At 42.5% G+C, this 18,757-nt stretch carries 19 protein-coding genes; 11 read left to right on the top strand and 8 right to left on the bottom strand.

All coding sequences use genetic code 11. From position 1 onward, the window contains the following. The first annotated feature begins 158 nt into the window (after positions 1-158). A complete protein-coding gene (gene cysQ / locus LG003_RS06385) occupies positions 159-902 on the top strand; it encodes a 3'(2'),5'-bisphosphate nucleotidase CysQ (protein ID WP_112877170.1) in 744 nt (247 codons plus the stop codon). A 96-nt stretch (positions 903-998) separates the two neighbouring features. On the opposite strand, the gene LG003_RS06380 is transcribed toward cysQ, so the two are convergent. Continuing rightward, positions 999-1,553 carry a YtfJ family protein gene (locus LG003_RS06380; protein ID WP_112894284.1) on the bottom strand — a complete coding sequence of 185 codons (555 nt, stop codon included), beginning with the start codon at positions 1,551-1,553 and terminating at the stop codon, positions 999-1,001. Positions 1,554-1,843: 290 nt separating this feature from the next. Here LG003_RS06380 and LG003_RS06375 point away from each other — a divergent pair, with 290 nt between their 5' ends. Then, positions 1,844-2,050, top strand: coding sequence for a DUF1107 domain-containing protein (locus tag LG003_RS06375; RefSeq protein WP_011148633.1), 207 nt, complete (start codon positions 1,844-1,846; stop codon positions 2,048-2,050). Between the two features lie 110 nt (positions 2,051-2,160). Here the strand turns inward: LG003_RS06375 and LG003_RS06370 are convergent, their stop codons facing one another. Together LG003_RS06370 and msrA are read right to left on the bottom strand one after the other, a co-directional pair. Further along, positions 2,161-3,492, bottom strand: a complete 1,332-nt coding sequence (locus LG003_RS06370; protein WP_112894283.1) for a hemolysin family protein — start codon at positions 3,490-3,492, stop codon at positions 2,161-2,163. A gap of 154 nt (positions 3,493-3,646) precedes the next feature. Next, a complete protein-coding gene (gene msrA / locus LG003_RS06365; RefSeq protein ID WP_390894102.1) occupies positions 3,647-4,294 on the bottom strand; it encodes a peptide-methionine (S)-S-oxide reductase MsrA in 648 nt (215 codons plus the stop codon). 114 nt (positions 4,295-4,408) lie between these two features. Between msrA and tamA the strand changes: the two genes are divergently transcribed. Genes tamA through LG003_RS06350 form a run of 3 tightly spaced genes read left to right on the top strand, consistent with a single transcriptional unit; the run spans position 4,409 to position 10,271 of the window. Beyond that, positions 4,409-6,151 carry an autotransporter assembly complex protein TamA gene (gene tamA, locus LG003_RS06360; RefSeq protein WP_262980392.1) on the top strand — a complete coding sequence of 581 codons (1,743 nt, stop codon included), beginning with the start codon at positions 4,409-4,411 and terminating at the stop codon, positions 6,149-6,151. Further along, positions 6,148-9,921: an autotransporter assembly complex protein TamB gene (gene tamB, locus LG003_RS06355; protein WP_112877175.1), complete on the top strand. Its 3,774-nt coding sequence runs from the start codon at positions 6,148-6,150 to the stop codon at positions 9,919-9,921. The genes tamA and tamB overlap by 4 nt, the downstream gene beginning before the upstream one ends. Before the next feature lie 2 nt (positions 9,922-9,923). Further along, a complete protein-coding gene (locus tag LG003_RS06350; protein ID WP_011148628.1) occupies positions 9,924-10,271 on the top strand; it encodes a gamma-glutamylcyclotransferase family protein in 348 nt (115 codons plus the stop codon). Positions 10,272-10,370: 99 nt separating this feature from the next. Here the strand turns inward: LG003_RS06350 and ppa are convergent, their stop codons facing one another. After that, the gene (gene ppa, locus LG003_RS06345; RefSeq protein WP_112877176.1) at positions 10,371-10,901 is read right to left on the bottom strand and encodes an inorganic diphosphatase; all 531 of its coding nucleotides are present in this window, start codon (positions 10,899-10,901) and stop codon (positions 10,371-10,373) included. Positions 10,902-11,072: 171 nt separating this feature from the next. Then, a complete protein-coding gene (gene fbp / locus LG003_RS06340; protein ID WP_112877177.1) occupies positions 11,073-12,077 on the bottom strand; it encodes a class 1 fructose-bisphosphatase in 1,005 nt (334 codons plus the stop codon). A gap of 165 nt (positions 12,078-12,242) precedes the next feature. On the opposite strand from fbp, the gene mpl reads away from it, so the two are divergent. Then, the gene (gene mpl / locus LG003_RS06335; RefSeq protein WP_262980391.1) at positions 12,243-13,613 is read left to right on the top strand and encodes a UDP-N-acetylmuramate:L-alanyl-gamma-D-glutamyl-meso-diaminopimelate ligase; all 1,371 of its coding nucleotides are present in this window, start codon (positions 12,243-12,245) and stop codon (positions 13,611-13,613) included. Between the two features lie 44 nt (positions 13,614-13,657). Here the strand turns inward: mpl and argR are convergent, their stop codons facing one another. Next, complete coding sequence (argR, locus tag LG003_RS06330; RefSeq protein ID WP_011148624.1) at positions 13,658-14,128, bottom strand: transcriptional regulator ArgR; 471 nt, start codon at positions 14,126-14,128, stop codon at positions 13,658-13,660. 454 nt (positions 14,129-14,582) lie between these two features. Here argR and mdh point away from each other — a divergent pair, with 454 nt between their 5' ends. Next, positions 14,583-15,521 (top strand): malate dehydrogenase, encoded by a 939-nt coding sequence (mdh, locus tag LG003_RS06325; RefSeq protein WP_262980390.1) that lies wholly within the window; start codon positions 14,583-14,585, stop codon positions 15,519-15,521. 101 nt (positions 15,522-15,622) lie between these two features. Here the strand turns inward: mdh and LG003_RS06320 are convergent, their stop codons facing one another. After that, positions 15,623-15,889, bottom strand: a complete 267-nt coding sequence (locus LG003_RS06320) for a helix-turn-helix domain-containing protein (RefSeq protein WP_011148622.1) — start codon at positions 15,887-15,889, stop codon at positions 15,623-15,625. Positions 15,890-16,074: 185 nt separating this feature from the next. Between LG003_RS06320 and LG003_RS06315 the strand changes: the two genes are divergently transcribed. Next, on the top strand, positions 16,075-16,422 hold the full coding sequence (locus LG003_RS06315) for a DNA-binding protein (protein ID WP_112877180.1): 348 nt from the start codon (positions 16,075-16,077) through the stop codon (positions 16,420-16,422). 76 nt (positions 16,423-16,498) lie between these two features. Continuing rightward, positions 16,499-16,879 carry a DNA-binding protein gene (locus tag LG003_RS06310; protein ID WP_041380418.1) on the top strand — a complete coding sequence of 127 codons (381 nt, stop codon included), beginning with the start codon at positions 16,499-16,501 and terminating at the stop codon, positions 16,877-16,879. Positions 16,880-16,900: 21 nt separating this feature from the next. Here the strand turns inward: LG003_RS06310 and ispB are convergent, their stop codons facing one another. Further along, entirely contained in the window at positions 16,901-17,872 is a 972-nt protein-coding gene (ispB, locus tag LG003_RS06305) for an octaprenyl diphosphate synthase (protein ID WP_112877181.1), read from the bottom strand. Between the two features lie 251 nt (positions 17,873-18,123). Here ispB and rplU point away from each other — a divergent pair, with 251 nt between their 5' ends. Both rplU and rpmA read left to right on the top strand, forming a co-directional pair. Beyond that, on the top strand, positions 18,124-18,432 hold the full coding sequence (gene rplU / locus LG003_RS06300; RefSeq protein WP_011148618.1) for a 50S ribosomal protein L21: 309 nt from the start codon (positions 18,124-18,126) through the stop codon (positions 18,430-18,432). Positions 18,433-18,451: 19 nt separating this feature from the next. Further along, complete coding sequence (gene rpmA, locus LG003_RS06295; RefSeq protein ID WP_036776537.1) at positions 18,452-18,709, top strand: 50S ribosomal protein L27; 258 nt, start codon at positions 18,452-18,454, stop codon at positions 18,707-18,709. Positions 18,710-18,757: the final 48 nt, after the last annotated feature.

Here is an 18,757-nt window from a genome sequence, read left to right as displayed (position 1 = left end):
TTAAATAGAGTCTTTGGCCCGCTAGCTTTTGCCATTTATCTGAAAAATAGACAGGAATGCTATTAGGAGTAGTAATAAAATTCTTACCGTTCCAATAAAAAGATCAATTGGTAATATAGTCTAAAATGATAACAGATGACTAACCGCAGAGGTGTGTGATGCTAGAACAAATCTGCCAACTGGCTCAGGAAGCTGGTGCGGCTATTATGACAATTTATCAGGATGAACATCCCCTGAAAGTTGATCATAAGCAAGATGATTCACCGGTGACTATGGCTGATATTGTGGCTCATAAAATAATTAAAGCCGGATTATCCCGTATCGCTCCGGAAATTCCACTGTTGTCGGAAGAAGAGCTTCCTAATTGGGAAGAGAGGCGTGATTGGAAGCGCTATTGGTTAGTTGATCCTCTGGATGGTACCAAGGAATTTATTAATCGTAATGGTGAATTTACGGTTAATATCGCCTTGATTGATGAGGGCGTTCCTGTGATGGGAGTGATATATGCTCCTGTGCAGGATACGCTTTATTCCGGGCAAGGGCGGCAGGCATGGAAAAAAGTCTGTGGAGGTCAATGTTTGCCGATTAAGATTCGTGATGCTAATCCACCAATGGTCGTCGTTAGCCGCTCTCATATGGATACAGAATTAGAAGATTATCTCAATCAGCTAGGTGAACATCAGACGGTTTCTGTGGGGTCTTCACTGAAGTTCTGTTTGGTGGCTGAAGGAAAAGCGCAACTTTATCCTCGCTTTGGACCCACTCATATCTGGGATACTGCGGCGGGTCATGCTATAGCCATTGCTGCTGGTGCTCACGTGACCAACTGGAAAGGCCAGACGCTAGATTATACGCCTCGTGAATCATTCCTGAATCCGGGATTTAGAGTAACGATTTTTTAATCGTGGTTGTTTTCTAGTAGATTTGTTTTTCAGCGGAATTGTGGTGATAAGGGCAAACGAAAACATACCTGTAAGTCGTTATCACCACGGATGTTTTTACTGTAGTTCCTTACGGACTAATTCAATGACCTGTTTGATTTCACTACCGTTTAACGCACCTTCTTTGGTAAACTTCGCTACGCCATTTTTGTCCAGGACAATAATGGCAGAACTTTTAGCTTCCAACTGCCAAGCTTTTTTGACCACACCGTTGCTGTCAGCGATAAACTGAGACCACGGAAACTCTCTTTTGCTATCTTCAATACTGCTGCGGACAAATGGTCCAGTGCCGAATATTGCATCATTGATATTGATGATGGTGGTTGTTTGGTATTTTTCTTTTGAAAAATCAGCGCGTTTTATTTCTTCTATCAGTGGAGCATTCATCTCTTTAGCTGCACTACGACCTGCAATATGTTGTATGACTCTCACTTTACCAATCAGTTTTCCACTATCCCAATTTTGGTAGCTAAACTTGTTATTGTTGAGTAACAACTCACCTTTATCAGAAACACTGATCGCAGGAACCTGTTGTTCCAGAGTGATGTTGTGGGCGAATGCTAAAGCAGGAGAACAAAGTAGCGCAGCATATAGCATAAAGTTCTTTATCATAATTTTTCCTTTGTAGGTTAATGTGACAATGCATGGATCTCTAGCATAGCGGGTATTAACTGATTTATCTCTTTAAAGAAGATCAAATTTTTAACATTAAGTAAGAGATAAAGTTACATAGTTATGTATATCTAAATATCTGTCATTTTATGTAAATTCAGTGCATAAAACTAAAAATGGAGGGAACAAAATCGGATAAATTCAGTCTATTATTCTACATAACGGTATGGTGTATGGAGTTGGTTCACCAAACGTAACCGTAAAAAGTATTTAGGAGGAAAAAAGCAGAGATGAAAATTTTTCACCGATATAACCCACTGAAAATTGCTCTCTACGTTAAAACTTTATTCCGTGGACGTTTATACATTAAAGATATGGGGGCTTTTGAATTCGACTGCGGCAAAATTTTACCGCCGAAGGTGAGAGATAAGCGCCATTTTAGTGTAATGAGCGAAGTCAATCAGCAAGTGCTACGTTTGCAGGCCGAAATAGGATAGATAACGAAAAAGAATCGGGTGCATACTGGTGTAATCTGCGCCACAAAATAACAATAAGTGGCGCTTAACATGAGAATACTAAACGGCCTTAGCTCAAGAATAGGCCGTTTTTATTTATCATCACTGATAGGCAGGTTTTGCGTTGGTGTCGTGGTGAGAGTATCAGTGATTTTTGTGACTAATAGCTGATCGATTTTGTAGTTATCAATATCGACAACTTCAAATTTGTAACCAGCAAACTTAACTGAATCAGTACGCTTTGGAATTTTACGCAACCGAAACATCATGAAACCTGCAATGGTTTCATAGTTACTTGAATCAGGAAAATTATCAATATCCAGTACACGCTGTACATCATCAATAGGTGTTCCTCCTTCTACTAACCATGAATTTTCGTCACGGATGATGATTTGCTCTTCTTGTCCTTGGTCGACTAAATCACCCATTAGTGTGGTCATAACATCATTAAGGGTAATCACACCCATTACCAACGCATATTCATTCAGGATAATAGCGAAATCTTCACCCGCTGCTTTAAAACTTTCCAGTGCATCTGAAAGTGTCAAGGTATCTGGAATGATCAGCGCGTTGCGGATCTGGACACCTTTATTGAAGCTTAGGCTTTGACCACTTAGGACACGGTTAAGCAGATCTTTGGAATCCACATAACCGATAACGTGATCAATATCTCTATCACATATTAGGTACTTGGAATGTGGCTGGCTAGAAACCCATTGTTTGATACTTTCCTCACTTTCATTCTTATCGAAGTAAATGATATTTTCCCTTGAGGTCATGGCAGAAGGCACTGTGCGGGATTCGAGCTCGAACACGTTTTCAATCAGTTCATGCTCTTGTTTACGCAACACACCAGCAACAGCCCCTGCTTCCACAATCGCAAAAATATCATCGGATGTGATATCTTCATTACGCGCTGTCGGAATTTTAAAGAGCTTAAAGATAAGATCAGACAGGCCATTAAATAGCCAAACTAGTGGACGACAAACTGTCAGACAGAAACGCATTGGGTTAACGATTTTCACGGCGACTGCTTCAGGCTTAATCATGCCGATACGTTTTGGTGTCAAGTCAGCGAGCAAAATGAATATACTGGTCACAATGGTAAATGAGCAGATAAAGCCCAACTGGTCTGCCCATTCGGGGCGCATAAATTTCATGAAAAACGTTTTCAATGAAGGAGAGAATGCGGATTCACCGACAATACCTGCCAAAATTGCCACTGCATTTAGGCCGATTTGCACCACGGTAAAAAACATTCCCGGCGCTTCTTGTAATTTGAGGACATGGGCTGCGTTGACATTACCTTCATCTGCCATCAGTTTTAGTTTGATTCGCCTGGAGGCAGCAAGAGAGATTTCAGATAACGAAAAAAAGGCGCTTATCGCGCACAATAGAAATACTATTAAGAGACTATTTAGCATAAGGAATCCATGTTCTACCTCCGGTGGTAGGATAGGTTGTCATTAGAAAAGCACCGGAGGAAACAATAAAAATCATATAAAATAAAAAGTGACAACAAAAACTTAGAAAGCTATTGATTAGCTTAGTAATTATAACATTAATTAAATGTGGCGGCTAGTTTTTGTTCATTTTGGGTAGGCAAACACCAATACCGCCTAGCCCGCAATACCCCTCAGGATTCTTAAATAGATACTGTTGGTGATAGTCTTCAGCGAAATAGAATGGCCCCGCTTCTGTGATCTCCGTTGTAATAGGACGGTTATCGCCTTGTTGTTGCATTGCTTTTTGGAAACGTTCACGGCTGGCTAATGCCAATTCATGTTGCTGAGGTGACACGGTATAAATCGCGGAGCGATACTGAGAGCCAATATCCCCGCCCTGGCGCATCCCTTGAGCTGGATCGTGGTTTTCCCAGAAAAGTTTTAATAAGTTTTCGTAGTTGTTTTTTGCTGGATCGTAAACAATTCTAACAACCTCGGCATGTCCGGTCAGGCCGTTACAAACTTCTTCGTAAGTTGGATTCGGTGTTGTACCGCCGCTATAACCTGCGGAGGTGGTGTAAATATCAGGTTGTTGCCAGAATAGGCGTTCTACGCCCCAGAAGCATCCCATACCAAAATAGGCAACTTCCATATTTTCTGGAACAGGTTCTATCGTATGATCGGTAACAGCATGGTTAGGTGAAACCTTAAGTGGCTCAGTTCTGCCTGGTAATGCACTATGAGGATCAATAGATAGGCTTTTATTAGCTGAAGTTGGCACAATTCACTCCCGTAATTATTAAGTTTTCAGATATTGATAGATTGTATATATTGTAAACTTTACTCAAGATAAATTGATTATAGTTAAATTATTCCGATCAGGTTAGGAGTTCGCGTGTCGAGATACCCCGTTTTATGCTTTCTTTGTGTGTCTATCGTAACTCCCATTGCTCATAGTGCTAATCTTCGTCTGAAAATAGAAGGATTAACAGGTAAGTTGGAAAAAAATGCCCGAATTCATCTCTCCACTATCAGCACTGACGAAGTTGCGCCAGATGGCCGTTTTCGATCTCGTGTAGATAAAGCGATTCGTGAAGGCTTGCGCCCGCTTGGTTATTATGAACCTATTATCGAATTTACCTATCAGGAAAATAAACCGCCAGCTCGCTCGGTATTAACGGCAAAAGTTACTGCGGGTGAACCTGTGAGAATTGCCGATGTTAATGTTGTTTTGGAAGGTGGGGCTAAGACAGATGGAGATTATGCCAAACTTGTTAAAAGCAAAAGCCCAAAGAAAGGAACGATTCTAAATCATGATGAATATGAAAACCTTAAAGGTTCTCTGACCGGGCTCGCTATTAGGAAAGGTTATTTTGACGCGGTTATGAAAAAGAGCCAATTGGGTGTTGCCAAAGAACGGCATGAGGCATTCTGGGACTTTGTTTTTAATAGCGGTGAGCGTTATCACTTTGGTCAGGTGCGTTATCGTGGTTCACAGATCCGCGAAGACTATTTGAATCATCTAGTTCCATTCGAAGAAGGGGATTTTTATACCTCTGAACAATTGGCCGAATTGAATCGGCGGTTAGCAGAAACTGGCTGGTTTAATTCAGCAGTAGTCTCACCGGATTTTAATACCGCTAGAAAAAATGGTGACGGAATGCTTCCTCTTGAAGCGGTATTAACTCCACGTTCCAAAAACTATGTTGAACTGGGTGGGGGTTATGGATCTGATGTAGGGCCACGGGTAAAGGCGAAATGGACAAAACCGTGGCTTAATTCCCGTGGACACAGCCTTAGCACCAGCATCAACCTTTCTGCACCTGAACAGGTTATTGATGCTACCTATAAAATGCCGCTGAAGATGAATCCGTTAGAGCAATATTACGCATTGCAGACGGGGTATAAGCGTAAAGATATCAACGATACCGTATCAGATACCGCGACAGTAAATCTTTCCCGTAATTGGGATCTTTCAACGGGTTGGCAGTATGGGATCAATATGCGTTGGAGTCTCAGCCACTTTACTCAGGCTAATGTCACCAATACGGCAATGTTATTGTACCCAGGAGCGAATGTTAGCCGTATTCGCCAGCGTGGAGGAACGATGCCTTATTGGGGCGATAGCCAGCGCTATTCTATTGATATCTCTGATACTTTTTGGGGTTCTGATGTTGATTTCTTGGTGTTACAGGCGCAAAACGTTTGGATCAGAACTTATTGGGATAATCACCGTTTTGTTGCTCGGGGTAATTTGGGTTGGATAGAAACCAATGCATTCGAGAAGGTTCCACCCGACTTACGCTTTTTCGCTGGTGGTGATCACAGTGTTCGTGGTTACAGATATCAGAAAATTTCCCCTAAAGACGATAAAGGAAAATTGACCGGTGCGTCCTCACTAGTTGTGGGTTCACTTGAGTACCAATATAACGTAACGGGTAATTGGTGGAGTGCTGTTTTTGTTGATACCGGTGAAGCCATTAATGACATTAGAAAGAGCAATTTTAAAACCGGCGTGGGTGTTGGTGTGCGTTGGGCTTCTCCGGTCGGACCCATTAAATTTGACCTTGCCAGACCAATAGGGGATTCAGAATCCCGTAATATCCAGTTTTACATCGGGTTAGGATCTGAATTATGAGATGGATTAAAAAGGTCAGTATTACTTTTCTGCTGATGGTGACTTTGTTGGTTATTGTTGTTGCCGGGTTGGTAGGAACGCAATCTGGCCTGCATTTTATGATTAATAGTGCTGCTCGTTGGGTACCGGGACTAGATATAGCCAGCGTCAGTGGCGGTTGGCGTGATTTGACCCTGAAAGGCGTTAAGTATCAAATGCCTGGTGTTGATGTCAATGTGAATCAACTCCACCTTTCGCTTCGTCTTTCCTGCTTTAAAAACAGTCAGTTATGTATTAATGCATTAACGACAGAAGGCGTAATAGTTGCAATTAATACCAAACGATTGCCACCTGCGGGAGAATCGTCGCCAAAGTCAGCACCTTTAACTGAACTGAGGACACCATATCCGATTTCACTTGATTTGTTGTCCGTTAAAAATGCCACTGTCACTGTAAATGGCGTGGTATTTGCCCTTGATGAATTTAGAACCGCAGCTCAGTGGCAGCAAAAGGCATTAACGCTTAAGCCAACGAAAATTAATGGGTTGCTGGTGGGACTGCCAAAAACTCCCCCTGAACGGCTGAAAATAGCGGAAGCAGAGGAGAAAGCGAAACGAGGGACCGAACTGGAAAAATCGTTGGGAGAAATTTTGAAAAAATTATTCTCTCAACCGCTATTGGCAACATTACCAGAAGTGCCTATTCCACTGGATATGACTGTTGCAGGGATAAGTGGTAAGCAATTACGGCTGACGGGTGATACCAATATCACAATCAATGAGTTTTTACTGCAACTTAGCAATCAGGGGCAGCAGATTCAGCTCAATAAATTGAATGTTAAAATGCCGCAAGGTTCTCTTGCCATTAATGGTTCCGCGACTCTGGCACAGCAATGGCCGATAAAACTGGTAATAAAAGGTGAGCTAAGTCGACAAGAGATCCAAGGGCAAAAGGTTAATGTAAAGCTTAATGGCGCTTTACTGGAGCAACTCAGCTTAGGGCTGAATTTGTCTGGTCCTGTCAGTGCTAAACTTGATGCTCAAGCGGAACTGGCTAAGGTAGGTTTGCCAGTGAGGGTGACGCTTGAAAGCCAGCAACTGAGTTGGCCTTTAACGGGGAAGCCAGAATATCAGCTTGATAGCGTAAAAATGCGCCTCAATGGTAAGGCCAGTGGTTATGATTTGTCATTGCGTTCCGGTATTAACGGTAGTGAAATCCCGCCAGCATTACTTGTATTAGATGCCAAAGGTAATGAAGAACAGTTTAAGTTGACCCGTTTACGCCTGTCTGCTTTGCAGGGAAAGAGTGAACTGGTAGGTGTGGCAGATTGGAGTAAGGCGGTAAGTTGGAATGCGGTGCTGACACTCTCTGGGATCAATACCGCTAAACAGTGGCCGGAATGGCCAGCCAAAATCGATGGGAAAATAGTTACCCGGGGTAGTTTACACGGTGGTAGTTGGCAGCTTCATATCCCGGAAATTACGCTGGACGGTAACGTAAAACAGAACGTAATAAAAGCCAAAGGTAAGATTTCTGGTAACGCGGCTGGTCAGTGGAATATTCCTCAATTCGAGCTGGCTTTAGGGCGCAATAAAATGAATCTCCAGGGACAATTGTTCAAACAGTGGAAACTGGATGGCGATATCCGTGCACCGAAGTTGGATGGTATATTTCCGGGGCTTGGCGGTGTCGTGAATGGAACGTTGAAATTACGTGGTAATATACAAGCACCTCAGCTTTTGGTTGATCTCAATGCTAACGGGTTGAAATGGCAGGATTTGCGCATTGATCGAGTGAATGTGAAAGGGGATGTACGTTCTGCTGAACAGATCCAAGGGAATCTTGCTGTTAAAGTCAGTGAGTTGAAACAAGCTGATTTGATTGTCCGTAATTTTACGTTGGATGTTAAGGGCAATGAGAAACAGCACAACTTGCAATTGAAGATTGACGGCAAACCGATTGCTGGTCAACTTGCATTGAATGGTAGTTTTGATCGTAAGCAACAGCGATGGAAAGGTAGCATTAACAATACCCGTTTTGACACCCCGGTTGGAGAATGGCGTTTAACTAAAGCGATAACTCTTGATTATCTTAATCAGCAGCAGAAAGTCACTGTGGGCCCTCACTGTTGGCTGAATCCACATGCGCAGCTCTGCGTACCTGAATCCATTGAAGCTGGCGCCAGCGGTAGTGCATCCATTGTTCTTGAACGTTTGGATCTTGCTATGATTCAGCCATTACTGGGGCCTGAAACATATTTGAAAGGTGTATTCAGTGGCAATGCCGACGTTAAATGGAACGCGGAAAGCGGATTGCCTCAGGCCAACGTTAATTTGCGTGGTGATGGGGTGCATGTTAGGCAGATGGTTGATGGCACTACATTACCGGTAGATTTCCAGACCCTGACACTCAATGTAGGCTTGAAGAATGGCACAGCAGAGTTGAATTGGTTATTTAAGATTATGGGAAATGGCCGATTCAACGGTGGCGTACAGGTTGCTGATCTTGCTGGGAGCCGTAAGCTGTCGGGAAATGTAGATATTCAGGATATTTCACTGGCGTTAATCAAGCCGATTCTTGGAAAAGGTGATAAAGCTGAAGGTCATTTGAATGCTCACCTGCTTCTGGGAGGCAATGTCAGAAATCCATTATTGTTTGGCCGGTTAGACTTGAGTGCACTGCAAGCTTCGGGCCATTGGATCCCATTTGATATTACTCAAGGGCAAATTGGTGTGAATTTTGATGGAATACGTTCCGTTCTTGATGGTGTTATTAAAACGCCGAAGGGTCAGCTTAACCTAAATGGTGATGCAGACTGGCGTAATGTGGATGCATGGCATGCACGAGTAACGGCTAACGGCGACAAGTTAAGAGTAGTTTTTCCACCAATGGTGAAAATTGATGTTAGCCCTGCTCTGGTGTTTGAGGCTTCTCCTCAGTTGCTGAAATTGGATGGTAGCGTTGGTATTCCTTGGGCGCGTATTACCGTGAAGGAGCTGCCAGAATCGACAGTTGAGGTTTCATCGGATGAAGTTATATTGAATGAGAATCTTCAGCCATTACAACAGAAAAAAGCGTCTATCCCGATTCAAAGTAACTTGACGATTCATATAGGAGATGATGTTCGTCTTAGTGCCTTCGGCCTTAAAGCACAACTTAAAGGCGATCTGATGGTTGTTCAAGATAAACAAGGCCTGGGTTTGAATGGTCAAGTTGATATTCTTGATGGTCGTTTCCATACTTATGGACAGGATCTGATCGTTCGTAAAGGGCTGATTATGTTCTCAGGCCCACCTGATCAGCCATTACTTAACATTGAGGCTATTCGTAACCCAGATTCTACCGATGGGCGGGTTATTGCAGGGGTAAGGGTGAGCGGTTTAGCGGATCAGCCAAAAGTAGAAATTTTTTCAGAGCCTGTTAGATCACAATTGGAAGCACTTTCTTATCTGTTGCGTGGTGAAGGGTTAGAGAATAGTAACTCGGACAACTCACAGATGACGGCAATATTAATAGGTTTGGGGGTTGCACAGAGTGGTCAGTTGGTGGGTAAGATCGGTGAAATATTTGGTGTTTCCGACTTAGCACTGGATACTCAGGGGGTTGGCGATAAATCACAGGTAGTTGTTAGCGGAAAGATTACAAAAGATCTGCAAGTTAAGTATGGTGTTGGTATATTTGATTCACTAGCAACATTAACCTTACGCTATAGGTTAATGCCTAGGTTGTATCTGGAAGCGGTGTCTGGTATTGATCAGACATTGGATTTGCTCTATCAGTTTGAGTTTTAAAAATGCGAATTATTGTTTATGGCAGCTTACGGCGCAAACAGGGCAATCATCATTGGATGACCGATGCTCAATGGTTAGGTGATCATCGGCTGGAAGGCTATGAGCTATATGACCTTGGGCATTATCCTGCCGTTATCCGTGGTGACGGAAGTATTGAATGTGAGGTATATCGAATCAATTCTACTATACTGACAGAATTAGATGATTTGAAAGATAATTCGCGGGAGTATGTAAGGGAATTGATTCAGACACCGTATGGCAATGCATGGATATATCTTTATCAGTTTCCAATAACCGGTTTACGGCGGATAAAAAGTGGTGACTGGTTGAAGCGCCATGTGGAAGAGTAAATAAAAATCCTTTTTTGTCATAAAAAGGGAGTATGGTATTAAAAAACCTCTGCCGGTGATGTTCCCCAGAGGTTTTTTAATTATTTAAACAGAGAAAAGTTATTTCTTAGCGGCCCGTTCGAAAGAGGAGATAATTTCTGCTTTAGCAGCTTCGACATTATCCCAACCATCAACTTTAACCCATTTACCTTTTTCCAGATCTTTATAGCGCTCAAAGAAGTGAGTGATCTGAGCGCGCAGTAGTTCTGGTAAATCAGTCACATCTTTAATGTGATCATACTCTTTGGTTAGTTTGCTATGTGGAACTGCAACCAGTTTCGCGTCTTCACCTGATTCATCAGTCATTTTCAGAACGCCAACCGGACGGCAACGGATCACAGAACCTGGTTGTAGTGGGTATGGTGTGGGAACCAGAACATCAACCGGGTCACCATCCAGAGATAAAGTGTTGTTGATGTAACCATAGTTGCATGGATAGAACATCGTGGTAGACATAAAACGGTCTACAAACAGCGCACCAGATTCTTTATCAATTTCATATTTAATCGGATCTGCATTTGCAGGGATCTCAATAATGACATAGATATCTTCAGGCAGTTTTTTTCCTGCTGGTACTAAGTTCAGGCTCATGAAAGTTTCCTTTATTTCAAACCAGAATAGAGTGGGGAGTATTATAGCCAAAACATTTTTTAAAGTACTCTCCATTTTTCTGACAAGTAAGCAGGGGTATTTTAACCTCATTAGTTAAAATTAAAAAAGCGACGAAAAATCCCGCCGCTTATCCGTCATTAACCGATGAAATTACTCATCTGGGAACTCAGCCATAAAACTCTCGGCTTTCTCTACCATCGATTTACTGCCCACAAAGAAAGGGACGCGTTGATGCAGTTTGGATGGGATGATATCCAGAATGCGATTAGCTCCATCACTGGCTTTACCGCCAGCTTGTTCAGCCAGGAATGCCATTGGATTACACTCATACAGCAGGCGTAATTTTCCTGATGGATGGCTGGCGGTACTTGGGTAAATGTAGATGCCGCCTTTCAGTAAATTGCGGTGGAAATCAGCAACCAGCGAACCAATATAACGGGTGGTATAAGGGCGCTGAGTTGCTTCATCTTGTTCCTGGCAATATTTGATGTATTTCTTCACCCCCATAGGGAATTTGATGTAATTCCCTTCGTTGATGGAATACATATTGCCATTGGGTGGGAACTGAACTTTCTCATGGGAAAGACAAAATACTCCCAAAGAAGGATCGTAAGTAAAGGCGTGTACCCCACAGCCGGTGGTGTAGACCAGCATAGTTGAAGAACCGTAAACAACATACCCGGCGGCGACTTGACGATGACCTGGTTGCAGGAAATCTTTTTCAGTCACTGGCTGGCCGATGGGGGTAATACGGCGGTAGATAGAGAAGATAGTACCGACGGAAACGTTTACATCAATATTTGAAGAACCATCTAATGGGTCCATCAAAACAACATATTTTGCGTTTTCAGCGCGGTCTCCTTCGAAAATAACAATATCATCTTCTTCCTCTGAAGCGATCCCCGCAACTTCACCGCGTGCTTTCAGTGCTGCTTTGAGTTTTTCATTAGCATACAGGTCCAGTTTCATCTGCACCTCGCCTTGGATATTGGACACACCGCTGGTTCCTAAAATATCCACTAAACCGGCTTTGTTGATATCACGGTGAATGATTTTTGCTCCGAGCTTAATAGCGGAAAGCAATGCAGTGAGTTCACCTGTAGCGTGAGAAAAATCGTGCTGCTTTTCGACGATGAATTCGCCTAATGTTTTCATGACGAAAGTCCTGAATGTGATTTGATAGTGGTTTTAGAGTGTCCATTGCACTCTTACGCGGGCAGTTTAGCCAAAGAAAGGGATGATTCATAGGCTATTCCATTTCTTATCTTGCTTTTGATGGTTAGAATAGTGGCTAACTTCATGCTATGGAATAGGAAATCAATGCGTATTCATATTCTTGGTATCTGCGGCACTTTTATGGGGGGACTGGCAATTTTGGCTCGTTCTCTTGGTCATGAAGTGACTGGTTCTGATGCCAATGTTTATCCACCAATGAGTACCTTACTGGAAAAACATGGGATTAATCTGATTCAGGGATATGACCCGGCACAGTTGGATTCTGTGCCAGATATGGTCATCATCGGTAACATTATGAGCCGTGGGAATCCTTGTGTAGAAGCTGTGCTGGAGCGTGGGTTCCCTTATACTTCTGGCCCACAATGGCTGCATGATTATGTTTTGTCAGAACGTTGGGTGCTGGCGGTTGCAGGGACGCATGGCAAGACAACAACTGCGGGTATGTTAGCCTGGATTTTGGAAGCTTGTGGTTATAAACCAGGTTTCTTAATCGGTGGTGTTCCGGGGAATTTTGAAACATCAGCTCAGATCGGGGAAAGCTCGTTTTTCGTAATAGAAGCTGATGAATATGACAGCGCTTTTTTTGATAAACGATCTAAGTTTGTGCATTACAGCCCACGTACGCTGATCATGAACAATCTGGAATTCGATCATGGCGATATTTTTGGCGATCTGGCTGCTATTCAGAGGCAGTTCCACCATCTTGTCAGGATCGTTCCGGGTAGTGGTAAGATTCTTGTCCCGGATAACGATATTAACCTGAAACAGGTTTTGTCTATGGGCTGTTGGAGTGAGTTGGAACTAGTGGGTGAAACCGGTAACTGGCAGGCAAAAAAGATCAGTACAGACAGCCGTCATTATCAGGTGTTTTATGGTGGCAAAGTTGTCGGAGAAGTGAACGGGTCGCTGGTGGGTGAACATAATATGCGCAATGGGTTGATTGCAATTGCTGCTGCACATCATGTTGGTGTCCAGCCCGCAGATGCCTGTTGTGCTTTAAGTGAATTTATTAATGCCCGTCGTCGCCTTGAACTACGTGGTGAGGAAAACGGTGTTGCTGTTTATGATGATTTTGCTCATCACCCGACAGCAATTCTGGCAACACTCGAAGCCCTGCGTAGTAAGGTTGGAGGAACAGCCCGTATTATTACCGTACTGGAACCGCGTTCAAATACGATGAAAATGGGTGTGAGTAAGAATGAGATCGCACCAGCATTAGGGCGTGCTGATAAAGTATTTTTATTCCAGCCAGCTAACATTAAATGGCACGTATCAGAAATTGCAGATCACTGTGTTCAGCCAGCGTATTGGAGTGCTGATATAGATTCACTGGTGCATATGATTGTTGATAAGGCGCAGCAGGGGGATCATATTCTGGTTATGAGTAATGGAGGGTTTGGTGATATTCATGAAAAATTACTCTCTAAGCTGAATAAAAAAGCTTATCAATCCTGAGAATAGCAGTGGGAAAATGAATCGCGCCATGTTGGCGCGTTCATTTAAAGCTCTTGTTCGAACAACCCAAGGATGGCTCCACGCAGCTGTTCTGTTGTGGAATCTCTGGTGAGTGTAACGAAGATGGTGTCATCACCTGCAATACTGCCGAGTATACCTTCTGATTTACCAAGAGAATCTAGCAGACGAGCAATAAGTTGAGCAGCACCAGGGCTTGTGCGAATCACAACTATAGGATGGTTGTAATCAACGTCTAATACTAGATTTTTTAGTGGGCTAGTGGCAGTAGGAACACCAAGCTCAGCAGGCAGGCAGTAAACCATCTCCATTTTAGCATTACGGGTGCGAACAGCACCAAATTTAGTCAGCATTCTAGAGACTTTGGATTGGTTAATGTTCTCAAAACCTTCTTCCAGTAAAGCAGTGACAATTTCACCTTGAGAGCTAAATTTTTCTTCTTTCAATAACGCCTTGAAAGCTTTTACTAAGTCTTCCTGTTTAGAGGGAGTGCGCATATTTCACCATATTCAATCAGCTATGAAACTTGTATTATGCATATAAATGAATTTTTATGCAATAATAATGATTTTATAGCCAATTTGAACCGTGCAAAGTTGGTCTTATGTTATATAGAAATTCATAAAATATGAATATGGAAATTTGCTTTTTTAGCCGGTTATCAAGTAAATATATTGTTAATCAAATGATGTTGTTTGGCGTTGTTGTTGGGTGTAAGGTATTTAGCCAATTGTTTCGTAAAATCATAAGGAAATTCTCAAAATAGTGTCCGTTATCTCATTAACAGATAAGCATTTTGCCTAGAATACGGCGACTTTTGCGTCCCACTATTAGAGCGTAAGTCCACAATTTGGTTGTTAACCGATTGTTTTCAAAAACGTAGTAATCTATGGTTCTTAACTAGATGAATTCACAGCATTTTAAAGTATAAACGATTTAAGGAGTATCAGGATGAAAGTTGCAGTTCTCGGTGCAGCCGGTGGTATTGGTCAGGCGCTTGCTCTTCTACTAAAAACCCAGCTTCCTTCAGGTTCAGAACTTTCTTTATATGATATCGCTCCAGTGACACCTGGGGTGGCTGTTGATCTGAGCCACATTCCAACGGAAGTGAAAATTAAAGGCTTTGCTGGTGAAGATGCAACTCCAGCGTTGGAAGGAGCAAATGTTGTATTGATTTCTGCTGGGGTTGCCCGTAAACCAGGTATGGATCGTTCAGATCTGTTTAATGTTAATGCGGGGATCGTTCGTAACCTGGTAGAACAAGTGGCTAAAACTTGCCCGAAAGCACTGATTGGGATTATTACTAATCCAGTCAACACAACTGTGGCTATTGCAGCCGAAGCGCTGAAAAAAGCAGGTGTATATGACAAAAACCGCCTGTTTGGTGTTACAACGCTGGATGTTATTCGCTCTAATACTTTTGTTGCTGAATTGAAAGGTAAAAAACCACAGGAAATCGAAGTACCCGTTATCGGTGGTCATTCTGGTGTGACAATCTTACCTCTGTTGTCTCAGATCCCTGGTGTGAGCTTTACTGATGAAGAGCTGGCTGCCTTAACTAAGCGTATTCAGAATGCCGGTACTGAAGTCGTTGAGGCTAAGGCGGGTGGAGGATCTGCAACTCTGTCTATGGGGCAAGCTGCGGCTCGTCTGGGCCTCTCTTTGGTCCGTGGCTTACAAGGTGAAAGTGATGTTGTGGAATGTGCTTATATTGAAGGTGATGGTAAATATGCTCGCTTCTTTGCCCAGCCAGTTCGTTTGGGTAAAAATGGCGTAGAAGAGCGTTTGAACGTTGGTGAGCTGAGTGATTTTGAACAGAAAGCACTGGAAGGCATGCTAGATGTATTGAGAAAAGATATAGAATTAGGCGAAAAATTTATTAATAACTAATTAATATATTTTATAAATAAAAAATATATATCTATGAAACAATAAAACCGCTGGTATAGCGAATTACCGGCGGTTTTTGTTCAGCTAATATAATTCGTTAGCTAATTATTTGTTTGTTCGCGTACTTTCCTTTCTAATAATTCTCCAGTATTTGGATCAAAATAACGACTTGGCCAAATTTCTGAAGGGTGTATTTCCAGATAATTCGCAATTATCCATTCTCCCTTTGGCCACGGACGAGATAGTGCATTCGCCAGGGTCGATGAGCTGAGTCCTGCTCTGCGTGATACCTCAGCTAAGGTTGTTCCCCGCTTGCGTAAAGCTGCAATTATATCGGCAGGATGCCAATCAGATTTCCTTGAAATCATTTTTAATCCTTTTTTTATTAAATTTGATGCTATGTTAGTGGTATAAATAACAGGTATGCATGAGAGCAATAACGAACTTAAACCTGTTATTGAGAAATAAAATAGCATTATTTTTCCAAAAGTATTTCCAAATTTTTTCTTAAAAACTTCTTTTTTGAACTTGGTTACAAAAATAGAGAAACGTGATGAAAAAAGAGTGGTATTCGGCCAAGGAGTTAATCGGCGTGGGTGAGTTACCTGGATCACCACAAGGAGTTAATGCCAGAGCAAAGCGAGAGGAGTGGTTACGTCAGAAAAGACAAGGTGTACAAGGTAAAGCAGTCGAGTATCACTACTCCTGTTTCCCGGAAACGACCATTGCAGCATTGGAGCTTCATGAATCATCTTCTGAATATCAGGTGCAGAAGCAAGATCCTTTGTCGATTTGGGTTGGTGCTTTTCATCAGTTATCAGAATCTGAGAAACAGGCTGTGATAGCCATAATTTTACGGGATGGTATCAGAAGTTTTTTAGAAAAACTTTCTGTTATTTAGCCCATTTTTGGAAATTAGAAATGCCAACTAACTTGGATTCTTCTTCATTATCCCGGTGCAAAGTGAGAAGAAAAGTATGAAAAAAGAATGGTACTCAGCTAAAGAGCTGGTTGGTATTGCCGGACTTCCTTCTTCGCCACAGGGGATAAATCTGATGGCGAGGCGGGAAGGATGGGAATATAGACGTAAACGGGGTGTTCAGGGCAAGGCTCTTGAATATCATATAAATAGTTTGCCTGAAGATGTACTTAATGTGCTATCCGTAGGGGAAAGTACTATTGATTATACAAACAAACGACAAGACCCATTCTTAATTTGGATTGAGGCTTACTATCAATTAACTAAAGTTGAGCGGGAAAAAATTGTGAAATTTATTCTTCGGGAGGGGCTCGCAAAACTTATTGGTTATATTGATGTAGGTGTTGAAGACGCAGAAAAAAACCTGGAGTCAGATTAACCCCAGGTTTCGTTCTATCGATTAAGAAAGGCGTTGTACGGCAATATGGGCTAACCCCACGAGTGCTTGCTTGTATGGGGAGTTTTCCAGTGCCTGCAAAGCAGCTATTGCTTTATCTGCTTCTTCCTCTGCTCGTTTACGGGTATATTCCAGTGAACCGCACTGTTTCATGGTTGTTAGTACGGTTTCGAGTAAATGGCGGCCATTACCTTTTTTAATTGCTTCACGGATAAGTGCTGATTGTTCTGGAGTGCCATGATTCATAGCGTGTAGCAAGGGCAATGTCGGTTTACCTTCGTTAAGATCATCACCGGTGTTTTTGCCTAATGTATCGCTATCAGCATTATAATCCAGTAAATCATCAATCAACTGGAATGCAGTACCTAAATAACGTCCGTAATTTTGTAAAGCCATTTCTTGCTCTGGGGTGGCGTTAGATAGAATTGCGGAAGAGTGCGCGGCGACTTCAAACAATCGGGCTGTTTTACTGTAAATCACCCGCATATAATCATCTTCAGAAATATTTGGATCATTGCAGTTCATCAACTGTAAAACTTCGCCTTCAGCGATAACATTGGTTGCCTCTGACATCAATTTAAGAACTCGCATGGAGTTAAGCGCTGTCATCATCTGGAAAGAGCGCGTGTATATAAAATCACCAACCAGCACGCTTGCTGCATTACCAAACATGGCATTGGCAGTCGCTTTGCCACGTCGCATGTCTGATTCATCCACTACATCATCATGTAACAGAGTCGCTGTGTGGATAAATTCAATTAATGCAGCAACAGTAATATGCTTATCACCCTGATAACCCAATGCTCTGCTAGCCAGGATGGCAATGATTGGGCGAATGCGTTTTCCACCACCACTGATTATGTAGTAGCCCAACTGATTGATAAGAGTAACGTCAGAATTCAACTGACTAAGAATGGTTTCATTTACCGCTGCCATATCATCAGCGGTTAGCTTGATAATGGATTCTAAATTCATATTTTTTCGGCTATGGGTTTTAATGCAGAGTTATGTTCATATTAACATTAAAATAGTTATTGCTGTGTCTTGATTGTACTCGAAAAACAGTCTAAATAAATGACAATTCAGCAACTGTGTTTTTTTATCATCTGCTCTAATTCTGCTCTTGTCTTCTTAGGCTTTTTTGCGTAGAATTCGCGCCCTATTATGAATATTTATAGTGCGCTCTGGAATGATATTTAAGGGGGCGTGCGGAAAGCGGAGTTTATATGTACGCGGTTTTCCAAAGTGGTGGTAAACAACACCGAGTCAGCGAAGGTCAAACAATTCGCCTGGAAAAGCTGGACATCGCAACGGGTGAAACTGTTGAGTTTGACCAGGTTCTGATGGTCGCTAATGGTGATGACATCAAAATCGGCGCTCCTGTCGTTGAAGGCGTTAAAATCAAAGCTGAAGTGGTTGCCCACGGTCGTGGCGAGAAAATTAAAATCGTTAAGTTTCGTCGTCGTAAACACAGCCGTAAGCAGCAAGGCCACCGTCAGTGGTTCACCGATGTTAAAATCACTGGCATCGCTTAAGATTTAGGAGAGCAGATTAATGGCACACAAAAAGGCTGGCGGCTCAACTCGTAATGGCCGCGATTCTGAAAGCAAACGTCTGGGTGTAAAACGTTTTGGTGGCGAGTCTGTATTAGCAGGCAGCATCATTGTTCGTCAACGTGGTACTAAATTCCACGCTGGCGATAACGTTGGTTGTGGTCGTGATCACACCCTGTTCGCATTAGCTGACGGGAAAGTTAAATTCGAAGTTAAAGGCCCGAAAAACCGCAAATTTATCAGCATCGAAGCTGAATAAGTTTTTCGAGTTATAAACCGAATCAGAAGCCCTGCATGTGTTGCGGGG

It is taken from the genome of Photorhabdus kleinii, from assembly GCF_025384885.1.
In the GTDB taxonomy this organism is placed as follows: Bacteria; Pseudomonadota; Gammaproteobacteria; order Enterobacterales; family Enterobacteriaceae; genus Photorhabdus; species Photorhabdus kayaii.
Note: the sequence above shows the minus strand (reverse complement) of the source record. Positions and strands in the feature narration are given on the sequence as shown.

Coding starts and splice junctions, on each gene's coding strand:
- fbp (WP_112877177.1), bottom strand. CDS start 12,077: ATGAAAACATTAGGCGAATTCATCGTCGAAAAGCAGCACGATTTTTCT.
- ppa (WP_112877176.1), bottom strand. CDS start 10,901: ATGAGCCTGAACTTAGTACCAGCAGGAAAAAAACTGCCTGAAGATATC.
- rplU (WP_011148618.1), top strand. CDS start 18,124: ATGTACGCGGTTTTCCAAAGTGGTGGTAAACAACACCGAGTCAGCGAA.
- rpmA (WP_036776537.1), top strand. CDS start 18,452: ATGGCACACAAAAAGGCTGGCGGCTCAACTCGTAATGGCCGCGATTCT.
- LG003_RS06350 (WP_011148628.1), top strand. CDS start 9,924: ATGCGAATTATTGTTTATGGCAGCTTACGGCGCAAACAGGGCAATCAT.
- ispB (WP_112877181.1), bottom strand. CDS start 17,872: ATGAATTTAGAATCCATTATCAAGCTAACCGCTGATGATATGGCAGCG.
- mdh (WP_262980390.1), top strand. CDS start 14,583: ATGAAAGTTGCAGTTCTCGGTGCAGCCGGTGGTATTGGTCAGGCGCTT.
- LG003_RS06310 (WP_041380418.1), top strand. CDS start 16,499: ATGAAAAAAGAATGGTACTCAGCTAAAGAGCTGGTTGGTATTGCCGGA.
- LG003_RS06380 (WP_112894284.1), bottom strand. CDS start 1,553: ATGATAAAGAACTTTATGCTATATGCTGCGCTACTTTGTTCTCCTGCT.
- mpl (WP_262980391.1), top strand. CDS start 12,243: ATGCGTATTCATATTCTTGGTATCTGCGGCACTTTTATGGGGGGACTG.
- tamB (WP_112877175.1), top strand. CDS start 6,148: ATGAGATGGATTAAAAAGGTCAGTATTACTTTTCTGCTGATGGTGACT.
- argR (WP_011148624.1), bottom strand. CDS start 14,128: ATGCGCACTCCCTCTAAACAGGAAGACTTAGTAAAAGCTTTCAAGGCG.
- LG003_RS06375 (WP_011148633.1), top strand. CDS start 1,844: ATGAAAATTTTTCACCGATATAACCCACTGAAAATTGCTCTCTACGTT.
- LG003_RS06320 (WP_011148622.1), bottom strand. CDS start 15,889: ATGATTTCAAGGAAATCTGATTGGCATCCTGCCGATATAATTGCAGCT.
- LG003_RS06370 (WP_112894283.1), bottom strand. CDS start 3,492: ATGCTAAATAGTCTCTTAATAGTATTTCTATTGTGCGCGATAAGCGCC.
- cysQ (WP_112877170.1), top strand. CDS start 159: ATGCTAGAACAAATCTGCCAACTGGCTCAGGAAGCTGGTGCGGCTATT.
- LG003_RS06315 (WP_112877180.1), top strand. CDS start 16,075: ATGAAAAAAGAGTGGTATTCGGCCAAGGAGTTAATCGGCGTGGGTGAG.